Annotated in this window: 12 protein-coding genes; 3 read left to right on the forward strand and 9 right to left on the reverse strand. The window is 67.7% G+C overall.

Features of this window, described 5'->3' with window-relative positions:
* Positions 1–10: 10 nt before the first annotated feature.
* Entirely contained in the window at positions 11–1,156 is a 1,146-nt protein-coding gene (locus tag AC5YGJ_RS08250) for a glycosyltransferase family 4 protein (RefSeq protein ID WP_309336916.1), read from the forward strand.
* Positions 1,149–2,006 carry a polysaccharide deacetylase family protein gene (locus AC5YGJ_RS08255; RefSeq protein ID WP_107231072.1) on the forward strand — a complete coding sequence of 286 codons (858 nt, stop codon included), beginning with the start codon at positions 1,149–1,151 and terminating at the stop codon, positions 2,004–2,006. Before AC5YGJ_RS08250 ends, AC5YGJ_RS08255 begins: the two co-directional genes overlap by 8 nt.
* Before the next feature lie 8 nt (positions 2,007–2,014).
* Here the strand turns inward: AC5YGJ_RS08255 and AC5YGJ_RS08260 are convergent, their stop codons facing one another.
* The 6 genes from AC5YGJ_RS08260 to trpB form a co-directional block, all read right to left on the reverse strand.
* The gene (locus tag AC5YGJ_RS08260; protein ID WP_496186246.1) at positions 2,015–2,497 is read right to left on the reverse strand and encodes an RcnB family protein; all 483 of its coding nucleotides are present in this window, start codon (positions 2,495–2,497) and stop codon (positions 2,015–2,017) included.
* Between the two features lie 266 nt (positions 2,498–2,763).
* Positions 2,764–4,125 carry a phosphoglucosamine mutase gene (glmM, locus tag AC5YGJ_RS08265; protein WP_496186247.1) on the reverse strand — a complete coding sequence of 454 codons (1,362 nt, stop codon included), beginning with the start codon at positions 4,123–4,125 and terminating at the stop codon, positions 2,764–2,766.
* Complete coding sequence (gene accD, locus AC5YGJ_RS08270) at positions 4,125–5,000, reverse strand: acetyl-CoA carboxylase, carboxyltransferase subunit beta (protein ID WP_496186248.1); 876 nt, start codon at positions 4,998–5,000, stop codon at positions 4,125–4,127. The genes glmM and accD overlap by 1 nt, the downstream gene beginning before the upstream one ends.
* 185 nt (positions 5,001–5,185) lie before the next feature.
* Positions 5,186–5,995 (reverse strand): tryptophan synthase subunit alpha, encoded by an 810-nt coding sequence (trpA, locus tag AC5YGJ_RS08275; protein ID WP_496186249.1) that lies wholly within the window; start codon positions 5,993–5,995, stop codon positions 5,186–5,188.
* Between the two features lies 1 nt (position 5,996).
* A complete protein-coding gene (locus AC5YGJ_RS08280) occupies positions 5,997–6,683 on the reverse strand; it encodes a hypothetical protein (protein ID WP_496186250.1) in 687 nt (228 codons plus the stop codon).
* The gene (gene trpB / locus AC5YGJ_RS08285; protein WP_496186251.1) at positions 6,680–7,897 is read right to left on the reverse strand and encodes a tryptophan synthase subunit beta; all 1,218 of its coding nucleotides are present in this window, start codon (positions 7,895–7,897) and stop codon (positions 6,680–6,682) included. The genes AC5YGJ_RS08280 and trpB overlap by 4 nt, the downstream gene beginning before the upstream one ends.
* A gap of 97 nt (positions 7,898–7,994) precedes the next feature.
* On the opposite strand from trpB, the gene AC5YGJ_RS08290 reads away from it, so the two are divergent.
* A complete protein-coding gene (locus AC5YGJ_RS08290; RefSeq protein ID WP_496186252.1) occupies positions 7,995–8,879 on the forward strand; it encodes a LysR family transcriptional regulator in 885 nt (294 codons plus the stop codon).
* An 18-nt stretch (positions 8,880–8,897) separates the two neighbouring features.
* Here the strand turns inward: AC5YGJ_RS08290 and AC5YGJ_RS08295 are convergent, their stop codons facing one another.
* The 3 genes from AC5YGJ_RS08295 to AC5YGJ_RS08305 are packed head-to-tail and all read right to left on the reverse strand — an operon-like array spanning position 8,898 to position 16,146.
* Complete coding sequence (locus tag AC5YGJ_RS08295) at positions 8,898–10,007, reverse strand: toxic anion resistance protein (RefSeq protein ID WP_496186253.1); 1,110 nt, start codon at positions 10,005–10,007, stop codon at positions 8,898–8,900.
* Positions 10,008–10,051: 44 nt separating this feature from the next.
* A complete protein-coding gene (locus AC5YGJ_RS08300; protein ID WP_249843326.1) occupies positions 10,052–10,759 on the reverse strand; it encodes a hypothetical protein in 708 nt (235 codons plus the stop codon).
* Positions 10,756–16,146 (reverse strand): DNA repair ATPase, encoded by a 5,391-nt coding sequence (locus AC5YGJ_RS08305; protein ID WP_496186254.1) that lies wholly within the window; start codon positions 16,144–16,146, stop codon positions 10,756–10,758. The genes AC5YGJ_RS08300 and AC5YGJ_RS08305 overlap by 4 nt, the downstream gene beginning before the upstream one ends.
* Positions 16,147–16,184 lie beyond the last annotated feature (38 nt).

Raw genomic sequence — 16,184 nt, forward strand, 5'->3', positions numbered from 1 at the left:
TCGATTCCACATGAACCGTCCGCTGCGCATCCTGCACACTGAAGCCGCCAAGGGAATGGGCGGGCAGGAGATCTATATTTTCCGCCACATGCAGGTGATGCGCGCGCGTGGCCACGAGGTGTCGCTGTTGTGCCAGCCCGATGCCCGTCTGGCCGCGCTGGCACGCGATGATGGCTTCACCGTGCACACCCTGCGCATGGGCGGCCTGGGGCGCCTGCTGCGGGGCATCTGGTCGGTGTCGCGGCTGGTGCGGCGCGAGCGCTATGACGTGGTCAATACCACCAGCCGCCGCGATGCGCTGATTGCCGCTGCCGGCGCACGGCTGGGAGGCACGCCGCTGGTGGTGCGCTCGCGCCACCTGATGAGCCCGGTCAATTCGCTCCTCACCTATACCGGCCTGCCGCACCGGGTGCTGACCGTGAGCAGCTTCGTCAAGCAGCTGCTGGCCGACCGCGGCATTCCCACCGAACGCATCGGCATCGTGCCGCCGATCGCGGTACCGCCGCGCTGGAGCGACATCCGCAAGGATGATCCCTGGCAATGCCTGCAGGACGTGCGCGCCGAAGTGCGTGCCGAGCTCGGCTTCGGTGCGCAGGACATCGTGGTGGGCTGCGTGGCGGTGCTGCGTGAGCCCAAGGGCCATGTCGATCTGCTGCAGGCGATGGTCCCGCTGTGCCGGACCCACCCCAACCTGCATCTGGTGGTGATCGGCGATGGCCAGACCGTGATGGAACGGCTGCAGGCGCTGCGCGAGGAACACGGGCTGCAGCAACAGGTACACCTGCTGGGCTACCGCGACGGGGCCTGCCGGTTGATGGCCGGCTTCGACATCTTCGCCCTGGCCTCGCACAAGGAGGCCGCCGGAACCGTGTTCCTGGAAGCGGCCTATGTCGGCGTGCCGATCGTGGCGACGCGGGTCGGTGGCGTTCCGGAAATGGTGGTCGATGGCAGCAATGCGATCCTCACCCGGCTGGGTGACGGCGCCGCCCTCACCGGTGCGTTGCGCCTGCTGGTGGATGATCCGGAACGGCGCCGGCAGATGGGCCGCGCTGGCTGGGAATGGATGCGCAGCGCCCACCGCTTCACCCCCGCCGGCCACGGCGAGACCACCGAGTACTATTACCACCAGTGGCTGAAGGAGCTGGGACATGGCTGATGCGCGAACCGTACCGGTGCTGATGCACCATCACGTCAGCCCCTCACCGGGCATGATCACCGTGTCACCGGAGAACTTCGAGAGCCAGATCGCGTGGCTGGCCCGCAATGGCTGGACGTCGCTGACCCTGGACCAGTACGCCGGTTTTCTTGCGGGCCGGCCGGTGCCGCGCAGGTCGATCGTGATCACCTTCGACGATGGCTATCTGGACAACTGGGTGTATGCGCATCCGATCCTGCAGAAGTACGGCATGCACGCGGTGGTGTTCGTGGTCACCGGCTGGATGGGCGAAGGCCCCGAGCGCCCGCACGCCGGCATCGCCGGCGCGGCACTGCCGGCCACGCCGGACCATCGCGGCTGCGAAGCGGCCATCTACGAGCACAAGCGCAGCGATGAGGTGATGATGCGGTGGAGCGAGGCGCGCGCGGCGATCGCCGCCGGCACCTTCGAAGTGCATTGCCACACCCACACCCATACCCGCTGGCTGCGCCGCGACGACCTGGACCGCGCGCAGCGCCGCGCGGGCCTCAGCCACGACCTGGCGATCTCGCGCGAGGTGCTGCGCGACAAGCTCGGCGAGGTATCGGACACGCTGTGCTGGCCCTATGGTGATTTCGACCAGGACCACATCGAGGTCGCGCGCGAGCACGGCTTCCGCTACCTGCATACCACCCATCCGTTCGGACGCAACGTGGTCGGCGGTGATCCGGAGCGGATCTACCGCTTTGCGATCCGCAACCGGCCGGCAAGCTGGTTGCGCAAGCGCATCGCGCAGAGCTACAACCCGCTGCTCGCACCGCTGTTCAATGGCTTCAAGGCGCGCCAGAAGAAGATGGTGCCGGGGCCGTAACAAGGGCCTCAGAAGAAGCGCCCGTACACGACCTGCACGATCTCGCCGTTGCCGGTGTTGATCAGCAGCGCGTCCGGCCCATAGCGCACCCATTCAAGTCCCACCGGCGGCACGTCCAGGCCAAACAGCCAGAAGTCGTTGAGGATGTAGTCGCCCACCCAGTACGGGCGCGGCAGGATCTGGCCATAGTGCCAGCGCTGATAGGCGTAGCCGACCGGCGGATGGTAGGGACCGATGCGGAAGGCGTGGTCGGCGCGGAAGTTGTGCCGGTAGTCCTCGCGGTACGCCGGCCGTGCAGTGCCCAGTTCACGCGGGCGCTCCATCCGCGGGTAGCCCCACGGTGCACGCATCGGCTCTTCGCGCGGAGCGGACATGTGCGGTCCGCCTTCAGGGCGGGGTTGCGCGCTGGCAACAGAAATGCCACCCAGCAACGGCAGCACCAGCAGCGCACCTGCCAGCAGGCAGCGGCTGTAGCGCAGTGAGATGTTCATGGTCGTGGTCCTTGCAACGAAGGAAGAACAATGGAGCGTGATCGGCTCCGACCGGGTCCTCTTCTGCGCAGGCATCGGGCAGAAGCAGGAATCCTGATGCCCGGAATACGCCGCGCTTCGTTCACGCCACGTCAGAAAGCGCATACGCCGCGCTGAACGCGATTTCCGGTCGCGGTGGGTTCAGCCAACGGTACCGGAAAGCGACATGGCCGCTGTCGCGGCCATGTCGGGGTTACCTCTGCGCTGTGCCGACCGGATCGGCCGTCTCAGCCGGCAGCGTCGCGCACGGCGGCCGACAAGCGATCCAGCGTATCCTGCATCAGCGCTGCATCGTCGGCCTCGACCGTGACCCGCACCACCGGCTCGGTGCCGGACGGGCGCAGGAACGCACGGCCGCGACCGGCCACCGCCTGCTGCGCGTCGGCCAGTGCCGACTGCACGCGTTCGGCCTGCACGGTGGCCTTGGCCGATACATTGCCCAGGCGGACGTTGACCGTCTTCTGTGGCACCCGCAGCAGCCCCTTCAGGGCCTGCCGCAGGGTCTGTCCGCTGTTGCGCAGCGCCACCAGCACCTGCAGGGCACTGATGATGCCGTCGCCCGTGGTGGCCCGGTCCAGGCACAGCAGGTGGCCGGAGGCTTCGCCGCCGAGCACGCCACCGCCTTCCACCAGCGCCTGGTGCACATAGCGGTCACCGACGTTGCTGCGCAGGAAGGGAATCTGCAGGTCGGCGAAGGCCTTTTCCACGCCGTAGTTGCTCATCAGCGTGCCCACCACCGGTCCATGCAGGCGCCCTTCGGCTTTCCACGCACGCGCCAGGATGTACAGCAGATCATCGCCATCGACCGGGTTGCCCTGGTCGTCGGCCATCAACACCCGATCGCCATCGCCGTCGAAGGCGATGCCAAGATCGGCGCGGGTCTCGCGCACCTTGGCCGCCAGGTTGTCGATGTGGGTGGATCCCACGCCTGCATTGATGTTGACGCCGTTGGGCTCGGCACCGATGCTGATCACTTCGGCGCCCAGTTCGCGGAACAGCAGCGGCGCGATCTGGTAGGTGGCGCCATGCGCACAGTCGAGCACCAGGCGCACGCCGCGCAGGTCGAACGTACGCGGCACACTGGCCTTGCAGAACTCGATGTAGCGGCCCACCGCCTCACGGGCGCGCGAGGCCTTGCCCAGCTTCTCCGATTCGGCGGTGGTGAAGGCGATGTCCAGCGCCGCCTCCAGCGCCAGCTCGGTGGCATCGTCCAGCTTTTCGCCCTGGGCGGAGAAGAACTTGATGCCATTGTCGTAGTGCGGGTTGTGCGAGGCGCTGATGACGATGCCGGCATCCACCCCCAGCGTGCGGGTCAGGAACGCCACGGCCGGGGTCGGCATCGGGCCCAGCAGCTGCACATCAACGCCGGCAGCGACCAGCCCGGCTTCCAGCGCTGCTTCGAACATGTAACCGGAGATGCGGGTGTCCTTGCCGATGATCACGATCGGCCGGCGCCCGTCCTGGCCGCGCTGGGCGACCAGAACGCGGCCAAGCGCATTGCCCAGGCGCAGCACGAAGTCGGCCGAGATCACGCCCTGCCCGACCCGCCCACGGATGCCATCAGTACCGAAGTACTTGCGGCCTCCCATCAAACCACCTCCGGCGCCGGCTGACGGCCGAGCATGGCCAGCAGATCGGACAGCCGGTCGCGCAGTTCACGACGGTCGCAGATCTGGTCGATGGCACCGTGCTCGAGCAGGAACTCCGAGCGCTGGAACCCTTCCGGCAGCTTCTCGCGCACCGTCTGCTCGATCACGCGCGGGCCGGCGAAACCGATCAGCGCCTGCGGCTCGGCGATGTTGATGTCGCCCAGCATCGCGAACGAGGCCGACACGCCGCCGGTGGTCGGGTGGGTCAGCACCGAGATGTACGGCAGCCCGGCTTCACGCAGCTTGCCCAGCGCAGCCGAGGTCTTGGCCATCTGCATCAGCGAGAACAGGCCTTCCTGCATGCGCGCACCACCGCTCTGCGAGAAGCACACGTAGGGCGCGCCGATCTCGACAGCGGTTTCCGCGGCCAGCGCGAAGCGCTCACCGACCACCGACCCCATCGAGCCGCCCATGAAGGCGAAATCGAACGACGACGCCACCAGCGCACGGCCCTTGAGCAGGCCGCGCATGGCGATCAGTGCGTCGTACTCGCCCGTGTTCTTCTGCGCGATCTTGATGCGCTCGCTGTACTTCTTCTGGTCCTTGAACTTGAGCAGGTCGGTCGGCCCCAGGCGCGCACCGATCTCGGTGGTGCTGTCGGCGTCGAACAACGCCGCCAGCCGCGCACGCGCGCGGATCGCCATGTGGTGGCCGCACTTCGGGCACACCTCCAGGTTCTCTTCCAGTTCCGGCCGGTACAGCGCACTGCCGCAGTTGCTGCACTTTTCCCACAGGCCCTCGGGGACGCTGCGCTTCTTGCTGGGGGTGTTGTCGGTGCGGATGCCGGACGGCATCAACTTGCTGAGCCAACTCATGCGGGAGGACACTTCCGTTCAGGGCGGCCCGGGGGCCGCAAAGGCGGACAGTCTAGCTCCGCTTCCCCCGCCCGTGCACCCCTTGCCGGGCTTCGGGCTGGCGGGAAAAACCATGCTGGGACGTACGTTTAGCGCGGCAACGCCGTGCGGGGCACACATGTGCCGGTCAGCGGCCGGCACTACCCTCAGTCGTCCAGGGCCTGCCGCAACGGGCTGAGGAAGGCCCGGGCACGCCGGGCGGCCTCGCCGGCCGAGTCGGCGTCGGCCAATGCGGCCACCAGCGCACTGCCGACCACCACACCGTCGGCCTGCCGCGCCATCGCCGCGGCACTGGCGGCATCCTTGATCCCGAAGCCAGCCACCACCGGCACCGAAGCGCGCTGGCGCAGGGCCTGCAGGCGTGCACCGGCCGCATCGCTGTCCAACCGCTCCGATGCGCCGGTCACACCGGCAAAGCTCACGTAATAGAGGTAACCACGGGCCAGCGCCAGCAGCTTGTCGGCGCGCGCTTCGCTGGTGGTCGGCGAGGCCAGCAGCACCAGCGCCAGGCCGGCGGTATCGAACGCCTGCTGCGCTTCGCCGGCTTCTTCCGGCGGCAGGTCGACCAGCAGCACGCCGTCCACGCCCGCCGCCACCGCGGCCTGGGCGAACGCGGCATAGCCATGGATCTCCACCGGGTTCAGGTAGCCCATCAGCACCACCGGGGTCTGTGCGTCGCGCTCACGGAACTGCGCCACCGCCTGCAGCACGTAACGACTACCGGCACCGCGTGCCAGCGCGCGTTCGGAGCTGCGCTGGATGGTCGGGCCGTCGGCCATCGGGTCGGAGAACGGCACCCCCAGTTCGATCACATCGGCACCGGCCTCCACCAGTGCATGCATGACCGGCACGGTCGCTTCCAGCGAGGGATCTCCGGCGGTGACAAAGGGAATCAGCGCCTTGCGGCCAGCGGCACGCAGGCGGGCGAAACAGGCATCGATACGCTCAACGGACATGTCAGGTACATCCTTCAATCAGATCAACGGCGCCGCTGGCGCCCCAGTACATTCTCGATACAACGCCATCGACGATCTCCACGCGGATCGCCAGGTCCGAACCGGGGTCCTGCCAGAGCAGGCTCTCTCCGGCTTCCGGGTCGTCGCCATAGGCCTGCGCGGTCACACCGGACGGGAGCAGCTGCAATGCCTGCGCGCGGGGCATGTCCAGGCGCAGGCCGAACGGACCCGGCTGCACCACCACCTGCCCGGAATCATCGATCGGAGCCAGGTCGAAACGAACCACGTCGCCGTCCTGCACCATCATCGCCACGCCTTCCGGCAGCGTGCCGCGCTCGTAGTATTCGCAGCGCCCCTGCGTGGCCTCGTGCAGCCCGGCCGAATGCCAGGCGCCCTCCGCTTCAACTTCACTGAACCGCTGGCCGATCAGCACCTCACCGGCATGGTCCAGGGCCACCGAGACCACCGCCGGTGCGCTGTCCTCATCGGCCTGCGGGGGGACCACCGGCGCAGGGGCGTCATCGATCGGGCGATGCGCCATGTCGTCGTTGCTGGCCGGGCGCTGCGCCGGCGCAATCGCCGCCGGTGCGGCCGGCGCAGGTGCCAGCACCGGCGGATCGGGCGGCGTGCATCCCCCCAACCCCACCGCCAGCACCAGCGCGCCGCCGTGGCGCAGCATCGGATTCACAGCACCAGGCCTTCGCGCGCGGCGATGGTGTGCACGTCCTTGTCGCCACGGCCGGACAGGTTGCACAGCACGATCTGGTCGCGCGGGCGCTCACGCGCCAACTTGATCGCCTGCGCCAGCGCATGGCTGGATTCCAGCGCCGGCAGGATGCCTTCGGTGTGCGCCAGCAGGTGGAAGGCCTGCAATGCTTCCTCATCGGTGATGCCAAGGTAGCGCGCACGGCCGGTATCGGCCAGGAAAGCGTGTTCGGGGCCGACGCCGGGGTAATCCAGGCCCGCCGAGACCGAGTGGGTCTCGATGATCTGGCCATCGTCATCGCACAGCACGTAGGTGCGGTTGCCGTGCAGCACGCCGGGGCGGCCGGCGGCGATCGACGCGGCGTGGCGACCGGTGTGGATGCCATCGCCGGCCGCCTCGGCGCCCACGATCTCGACCTGGCGATCGTTGAGGAAGGCATGGAACAGCCCGATCGCGTTGCTGCCGCCGCCGACGCAGGCGGTGATCGCATCGGGCAGACGGCCATACTCGGCCAGCATCTGCTCGCGCGCTTCGCGGCCGACGATGGCGTTGAAGTCACGCACCATGCGCGGGTACGGGTCCGGCCCGGCCACGGTGCCGATGATGTAGAAGGTGTCCTGCACGTTGGTCACCCAGTCGCGCATCGCTTCGTTCAGCGCGTCCTTGAGGGTGGCCGAGCCGGAGGTGACCGGCACCACCGTCGCGCCGAGCAGCTTCATGCGGTAGACGTTGATCTTCTGCCGCTCGATATCGGTGGCACCCATGTACACCACGCACTCCAGGCCCAGCCGTGCGGCCACCGTGGCACTGGCCACGCCGTGCTGGCCGGCGCCGGTCTCGGCGATGATGCGCTTCTTGCCCATCCGCGCCGCCAGCAGCGCCTGGCCGATGGTGTTGTTGATCTTGTGCGCGCCGGTATGGTTCAGGTCTTCGCGCTTGAGCAGGATCTGCGCGCCGCCGACATGGTCGCTCAGGCGCTGGGCGTGGTAGATCGGGCTCGGCCGGCCCACGTAGTGGGCCAGGTCGCGGTCGTAGGCCTGCTGGAAGGCAGGGTCCTGCCGAGCCTGGTCATAGGCCTGGGCCAGTTCCTGCAGCGGGCCGACCAGGGTTTCGGCGACAAAGCTGCCACCGTAGTGGCCGAAGTGACCCTGGGCATCCGGGAAGGCATGGAAGTCGGCAATGGGGGAAGCTGACATGGAAGCGACCGCTGGTTCGAGACAGGTGGATACTCTAGCGCACGGGTCGTGACCGGAAAATGGATATTATCTGGCGCATCCCGTCAGGAAATCTCACATGAGCAGCTCATCACTTCCGCCGCTCAACGCGCTGCGGGCGTTCGAGGCCACCGCGCGCCTGGGCGGTGTCGGCCGTGCCGCGCAGGACCTTCACGTCACCCACGGTGCGGTCAGCCGGCAGCTGAAGCTGCTGGAGGACCACCTGGGCCTGGCGCTGTTCCAGCGCGCCGGCCGTGGCCTGCGCCTGACAGCCGCCGGCACCCAACTGCACGCCGCGTGCGGTGAGGCGTTCGGTCGCATCGAAGACTGTGTGCGTGAACTGCGGCGGCCTGCGGCGTCACCGGCGCTGGTGCTGGGCTGCAGTGGCAGTGTGCTGGCACGCTGGATGATCCCGCGCCTGCCTGCACTGCAGGCGGCCCTGCCCGGCGTGCGCCTGCAATGGTCGGCGCTGGACGGCAGCTTCACCGAGGCGCAGGCGGCGCTGGACGCGGTGCTGCTGCTGGCACAGGGGCCGTGGCCGCGCGGTTGGCAGGTGCATGAGCTGGCACCGGAACGGGTGGGCGTGGTGGTCGCGCCCTCCCATCCGGCCGCGCAGCGCCTGCGCAGCGGGCCCCCCTCGGTGCTGCTGCAGGAGACGCTGCTGCACACCCGCTCACGGCCGCAGGCGTGGCCGGCATGGGCGAAGGCGCATGATCTGGATGCCTCGAAGCTGCAGCTGGGCACCGCCTTCGATCACCTCTACTACCTGTTGGAAGCAGCGGTAGCCGGGCTGGGCCTGGCCATTGCGCCCGAGCCACTGGTGGCCCAGGACCTGGCCGCGGGCCGGCTGGTGGCCCCTTGGGGCTTCACTGCTACCGGTGGCTTCTGGGTGCTGGCCCGGCCCGATGGCCCATTGGATGCGCGGGTCGATGCCCTGGCCGATTGGTTGGTGGGGCAGCTGTAGCGTCGAGTCTGCTCAACGCTACGGCGCGGTGGGTGCGGCCAGACGTTGCTGCAGATCTTCGCGCAGGCGCGACAGCTCGACTTCGGCCTGCTGGCGCTGCTGCATGCCTTCGCGATGGATGCTGCGCACTTCCTCGACCGTGGCAATCAGCTGGTCGTGCACATGACGCAGCGTGGCAACGTCGATCACCCCACGCTGGTTGCTGCGCGCGGTATCCACCGATGCCTGGCGCAGCAGGTCGGCATTGCGGCGCATCAGCTCATTGGTGGCATCGTCGATGGCCGTGGACAGTTCAACCGCCGCCTTCTGCTCTCCCAGCGAAAGCTGGATCGCGAACTGGCGCTTCCACGACGGAATGGTGATGTCGCGGACGGTATTGAACTTCTCGATCAGCTGCAGCGCGTTGGCCTGGATCAACCGGATCATCGGCAGCGACTGATCGGCAGCATGCTGCATCAGCTGCAGGTCGGACACGCGCTTGTCGATCAGCCGGATCGCATTGTCGATCTCGCCCTGGCGGATGCGCTGCTGCGGATCCTCACTGCCCTGCCCAGCCAGTTGCTCGGCCTGCAGTTCCGCCAGCCGCTGCTTGCCCGCCGCCGCATACAGGCCGAGCGCATGGCGCTCTTCGCGGACGATGTCATGCATGCGGTCGAACTCGCCCACGCGCTTGGCCATCAACGTCTGCTGCACGCCGACATCGCCCAGCAACTGCTCGATCTGCGCGTTGGTATCGCTGAACTTCTGTACCAGCTCGCCCTTGGATACGCGTAGGCGATCGATCAGGCCACCGATCACCGGCACTTTCGACCTCTGCGCGAAGCCGTCCAGCTTCAGGCTGCGCGCGATGCGCACCACTTCGCCCAATTTCTCGCCACTGGCGTCCAGGTCGCGGTTGCGCACCTGGTCCAGCAACTGGCTGGAGAACGCCGCCGTGCGCGTGGCTGCTTCACGCCCGAACACCTGCAGGTTGCCCGGTCGCAGATCGTCCAGCTCCATGCGGATCTCGGCGATGCGAGGCAGATCCTCGCGGCCCAGGCCCAGGGCCTGCAGTGTGCCCTCATCGAGCGGAGCGGCGGTCGTCGTGCCGGGCATGAGCGCAGCGGGGGTCTGGCTGTCCTGGGTCATCGGGCAGTCTCCTTGCAGTTGGGTATGCGGCAACGGCGGCCGGCTCACGGCAGTCTAGCCTGAGCCGCCGCCACCTCGTCATCAATCTGGGCGTGCAGTGTGCTGGCCCTCGCGGCCAGGGCGGCACCGGCACCGGCCTGCTTCGCCAGAGCGGCCTGTCGCCAGGCCGGCAGCAGAACATCGTGGATGCGCGCGAAGCGCTGCAGCAGCACCGCGTCCTGGTCCTGCAGCAGCTGCCACTGAGCGGCCTCGACACGATGCAACGCAGCCAGCCGGCGCAGGTGATCCAGCCGCTGCGACAGCGCGGCCTGGCCGGCCGCATCACATCGCTCCAGCCGTGATACGCCCAGCTCGACCCAGGCGTCCAATGCCGTGGCCGCCTCTGCACGCTCGGTGATGGCCAAGGCTCGGGCCTGCTGGTGCTGTTGCAGGTGCTGGGCCTGCTCGCGCGCCTGCAGGGCCAGTACGCCCAATTGCGACTGCAGCGCACGCCCTTCCGCCTCGCGGTCGACATCGCGCCCAAGCAGGCGCCCCCACCAGCTCTCCTGGCGCCGGATCTGCGCAGGGTTGCCGGCCTGGAGTGCCAGGGCAATGCGTGCCAACGCGGCCACCAGGCCTTCGCCTGCAACCGAGGGCACGCCAGCGGCGCGCTGGGTGAGCGCCTGCAGCAGTGGCGTACCGTAGTCGGCCAGCACGGCGATATCGGCCGTGTCCGGCAACACCGGTGACGGCAGTGTCGCCGGTGCGGTCACGGCAGAGGCGGCGGCTGTGGGCTCGATGCCACGCTGCCTTCAGCGTCTTCCGGTGGCAGCGACTCGCCGTAGAAGTGGCGCATCAAGGCCTCGTCCAGTGCGCGTTCTTCCGGCGTCGTGGCACGGCGAACGCGTGCACGCTGCGGCACCCCACTACCGTGCCCACGATGCTCGACCTGCTGCCGCGCCCAGCCGGCGAACGCGGCCAAGGTCTGCGACACCTGTACCTGCTGCGCCTGCGATGCCGCCAACAGTTCGACCAACGGTGCCAGGCCCGCCTGCAGTTCTTCGGCCAGGACCGTGGCCGGCACGCCCGGAGCCGCCGCGATCGACGCCGACGTGGCAGAGGGCTGAGGTGTTTCAGAAATGCGCTGCAAGGCCTCCAGCAACGCCTGCCACGGCACCGGTGCCGCAACGGCGATGGCTTCCTGCGCCAACGGTGGCTGTTGCAGGGCCGTGGCGATGTCGGCCAACTGCGCAACCACTCGCCCACCGACGTCGCTGTCGTCGGCGCCCATGGCCTTGTTGCGCATAAAATCGCGCTTGATCTGTGCCCAGCGCTGGGCCTGCGCATCATCCAGTACGCCACGCAGTTCGGCCAGCTTCAGCAGGTTCTCCTCGGCGCCGGTGGTCAGTAGCTGCGCCTCGCCCAGGTAATGGTCGGAGATCAGCTGCTGCAGCTCTTCTTCGTTCATCACCGGCGAGATCTTCTCGGCCAGCTTGTTCATGTTGCGATAGCTGCCCTGCAGGCGGAACGGCGGTTCGGTGCGGTAGCGATCGTCCTGTGCGGCACTGGCGATGTACTGCTGGTTGACCCGGTAGACCACGTCGCGCACGCGCAGCATGCGCTGCAGGGTGGCGGTGATCTCGTTGATCTCAGCACTGCTGTAGGCGTGGCTGAGGCCGTTGGTCGAGACCTCCTTGCCCATCGCGCGATCAACCAGTACGTACAGGTCGGCCATGTCACGGGTGGCCAGCGGCGCCAGCACCGGATTGGAGGTCAGGCTGTTCTCGATATAGCTGAGGGTGAACGCCGCTTCCATGCCGCCCAGCACATCACCGAGGTTGTAGATGTCGGCACGGTTGGCCAGCATGTCCGGAATCTTGAACACCTCACCCGACTCGGTATACGGGTTACCGGCCATGACCACGCAGAACTTCTTGCCGCGCATGTCGTAGGTGCGGGTGCGGCCACGCCACACGCCCTCGATACGGCGGGTACCGTCGCACAGCGAAATGAATTTCTGCAGGAACTCGGGATGGGTGTGCTGGATGTCGTCGACATACAGCATGGTGTTGTTGCCCATCTCCAGCGCCAGATTGAGCTTCTCCAGTTCCTGCCGCGAGGTCGCATCGGGCGCCTGCTGCGGATCGAGCGAGCGCACTTCATGGCCCAGCGCCGGCCCGTTGATCTTCATGAAAACCAGGCCCAGGCGATGCGCCACGTATTCCATCAACGTGGTCTTGCCGTAGCCTGGCGGCGAAATCATCATCAGCAGGCCCATCAGGTCGCTGCGCTTGTTCTCGCCGACCGTGCCCATCTGCTTGGCCAGGTTGTCGCCGATCACCCCCAGGTAGACGTCATTGATGAGCTTGTTGCGCACGAACGAGGACAGCGGACGCGCCTTGAACTCGGACAGGCGCAGGGCCTGCCGCTCGCGGCTGATGATGCCCTGGCGCACGCTCTGGTAGGCATGGAAGGAGGGCACGAAGCGCTGCAGATGATGCTGCAGCCGCGACTGGAAATCGTCCAGCGTCAGCACCAGCGTGCCGCCCTGGATGCGCGGGTGCTCGCCCAGCAGCCCCTTCACCTCGGCGCGCAGCGTGGCCTCGCTGGCACGCGTGCGCAGCTGCCGCTGCACCAGCAGCAGCGCGGCGGCTTCGTCGACGTAACCAGCGTGCGCAGCCTGGGCCGGCAGGCTGGCCAACGCACGCAGCCACTGCCCGGCCAGGGCCCAGCGCGTGGCCAGCGGATCCTGGTTGCGCTGCAGCGCGCGTTCGAAAGCATCGCGCTGACCGGCCTGCTCCAACTGTGAGGACAAGGCATCCAACAGCGCCTGCGCATGTCGGCTGATGCTGAAGACCGGGTCACCATCTCGCAGTTCATCGGCCAGATAGGCGGCCGCATCGGCGGCCATGTCGGCATCGAACGGAAGGGCCTGCGCCTGCGCATAGTCGTGCAGGGCCTTGGCCATTTCGACGCGCAGCGCCTGACGGCCCTCGTCGGATCCGAACAGACGGGCAATGGTGTCAGCGCCGGCCTGGCGGCTGGGCCACTGCGCGACAGCATCGTCGCGTTGCAGCGCGGCCCAGAACACCTGGGCCAGGGCGCGTACCCGTGGCGCATGCCGCAGCGGACCGGCGGCCTGCTGCAACGGCAACAGCGCACGCAGTATCAGCGCGGCGTCGTGGTCGTGGATGCCACGCTCGTAGCCCTCGCGGTAACGCGGCGCGGCAAACGCACGCACGCGCTGGTCCAGGGCCTCCGGTTCGGCGGCGTCGTGCAGCAGTTGGGGCAGGTCCAGCCCGTCGCGCCCCGCTTCTGCCGTGCGCAGCAGGCAGCCGGCCAGGTACTCGCCGCGGTAGATGGCTTCGGATTCCGAATCCAACGTGACCGGCCAGAACGGCTTCAGCGCGTCCAGTTCCGGGTCGTGCAGGGTTTCCAGGAAATCGGTGCCGGTCAGATGGATGGCCAGCGTATCGCCGCGCGGCAGCAGGGTCAGATCGAGTGGCTGGGTGTTCACGCTGAAGCGATGGCGCGGGCCCAGCCGCACGACATTGCCACCGGCTTCGTACAGATCGCTGCGGTCGCGCAGCTGGCGCACCGCCTGGTCACGCACGCCCTTCAGGCGTGCCTCGATATCGTCGGCCTTGACGTTGTCATGCAAGGTGCGCAGGCGTTCGGCCAGCTCACGCAGCTTGAGGATCAACGGATCGCCGGCGAAGAATGCATTGAGTTCGTCAGGGGTGGCAAAGCGTTCGGTGCGCTTGGCCAGGCCGTCGAGGATGCGGTTGGCCGCATCGAGCACTGAACGCGCCTTGCGCTGGCGATCGTCCAGCAAGGCCTGCTTGTGCGTATCAAATGCCTCGACCAGTTCCTCGCGCTTGCTCAGGATGTCGCCGAGGAACTGTTCATGCTCGCCGAACTGGCTCTCCAGCTCTTCCAACTGCACCAGCAGGCGCGACAACTGTTCGTCGGCGCGCTCCGGGTCGGTTGCCAGGGCCAGCGCACTGGTGATCGATTGCGAAAACAGTGCGAACTGTGCGGCGAACTGCGCTACGGCCTCGGCCGAGCCCAGCGATCGGCGGCGCTGATCAGCGCGTGTGCGGGCCTGGTTGAGGCGGCCATAGAGCACCGAGATCGACTCGACCACACGGGTTCGGGCAGTGGCATCGTCCACCTTCAGCCCGGCCATCAGCTCGGACAGCATGTCCAGGTCGGCGGCCATGCCACGCAGCCCTTCCAGCTGCTCGTCCAGCTGGCGGGCACTCTGCGCCTGCTGGGCGGATTCATCCAGCGCCTGCAGCCGCAGGGTGAGCGGCGCCAGTGCGGCCTCGCCCGCGAGGAATTCACCGGTGGCGGCGCCAACACGGTCCTGCGCCTGTACCAGCTCGGCGGTCATCGCCTCGATGCGCGCGGTGTCGATGTAGCGCAGCTCGCGGATGGTCAGCAGCCGCCCACGCAAGGCAGCGATCGCATTGAGGGCCTCGACGAAGGCCTGCACTTCATCCCAGTTCTGCGGCTGCAGCCGGCCAAGCAGCGCCTTGTGCGCGGCCTCGGCCTCGACCATCGCCTGCGCCGACTGCTGGCGGATCGACTGCACCTTCTCGTATTCGTCCAGCACCGATTCGCCGGTGGCGCTGATCTGTCGCAGCAGCGCTGCGGCGCCATCGCAGGCCTCATCGCCCAGCCAGTGGTGGGCGTCGAAAAGCCGACGGGTATCGGCCACCAGGCGCTGGTAGCGCTGGACCGACACGTCCTGGCCGTCGATCTCGCGCGCCAGGTTGAACAGGTTGGAGATGCCACGCACCAGTTCGGCATTGCCGATGCGGCCCATGAAGGTATTGCCGGGCGGGCGGCTGGCGGCGAACTCGTCGCTGCTGAACGGCGTCTGCCAGACCTGCATCGGATGGATGCGGGTCGGTTCGTTGCCTTCGGCATGGAACAGCACCATGCGCCCATCCTGCAGGAAGGCATAGCCGTGGCCGAACACCGGGTTCTGCAACACGCGCTGGATGGTGTTGTAGACGAACAGCGCCGAGCGCCCACCCTCGCGTTCGTAGAAGATGTACAGCACGTCCTCGCCGTTGGGCGAACGCAGGCTGCGCTTGAACTGCATGCCGGCCATCGAGGCGTCGAACGCCTTGTGCTCGCCGCCCTGCAGGTAATAGCCACCCGGGAAGATCACGCCGTGGTCTTCGGGCAGCTGCACGCAGGCCTGCACGATCGCATCGTTGCGCACGATGCCGCCGGTCAGCGTGTTGTAGATCAGGCCGCGCCACTCCGTCTCGCGATACGGCAGCACCTTCAGCAGCACCAGCGAACCGACCCGGGCGAACTCGAACTGGGCGTCGTCCAGCGACTGGGTGCTGTCCTCGACTGGTTCGCTGTAGATGCCCTGCCCGGTTTCGGTGTTGTTCTCGACCTTGATGGTCAGGTCGCCACCGGTGGTTTCCACGAACAGGGTGTCGAGGATGTTCAGGTGCGAATGGCGGCCATTGACCGCCAGGTCGCGGGTCGCCCTGGTCCATTCGAAGTCGAACGGCGGCGGCAAAGCGATATCGCGCTCACCGCGCGCATCCAGATAGGTCAGTTCGCCATCGCGCGACAGCGCCCAGCGGAACACGCGCACGTCACTGCTGCGCTCGCCGATCTGGAACGAGGCCAGCAGCTTGTCGCCGACCACGATCAGCTGCAGCAGGCGCGCATGCTTGTAATAGGCGTACAGCTCGTTGAAGTCATGCACGAAGCCGGGCTGGTCGAGGAAGCTGCCCTTCAGCTCCAGCGCGGCGACGTCGTAGCCATCGGGGCCCTGCACCAGCCGGTACAGGCCGAACACATCCTCGATGCGGGTCTGGGTCTTGAGCCCGATGAACACGTTGTAGCCGAACAGCAGGCGGTCCGGGCCCACCTGCACGATGTCGCGGCCGACGCAGTTGTTCTCGCTGCGGATGCGGAAACGCCCGACCACTTCCAGCCGGCTGTCGCCGAACTCGGTCAGGCGCTGGCGGTTGAGCGTTTCGGCCAGGCCCTGCAGGCGCTGGCCCTGCTCGGCCAGGCGGCGGCGCAGGACTTCGTAGGCACCGCCTTGGGCAACGGCCTGGTCGACGCTGGTGGCGCCGGCCTCCGCTGCGGTGGATTCGGCGGTCGGTTGGGTTTGAGACATCAGCAGGCTTCCGGCTCACGGGCGAACGGCCGCGGGTG

The organism is Stenotrophomonas sp. CS3K5, from assembly GCF_059515225.1.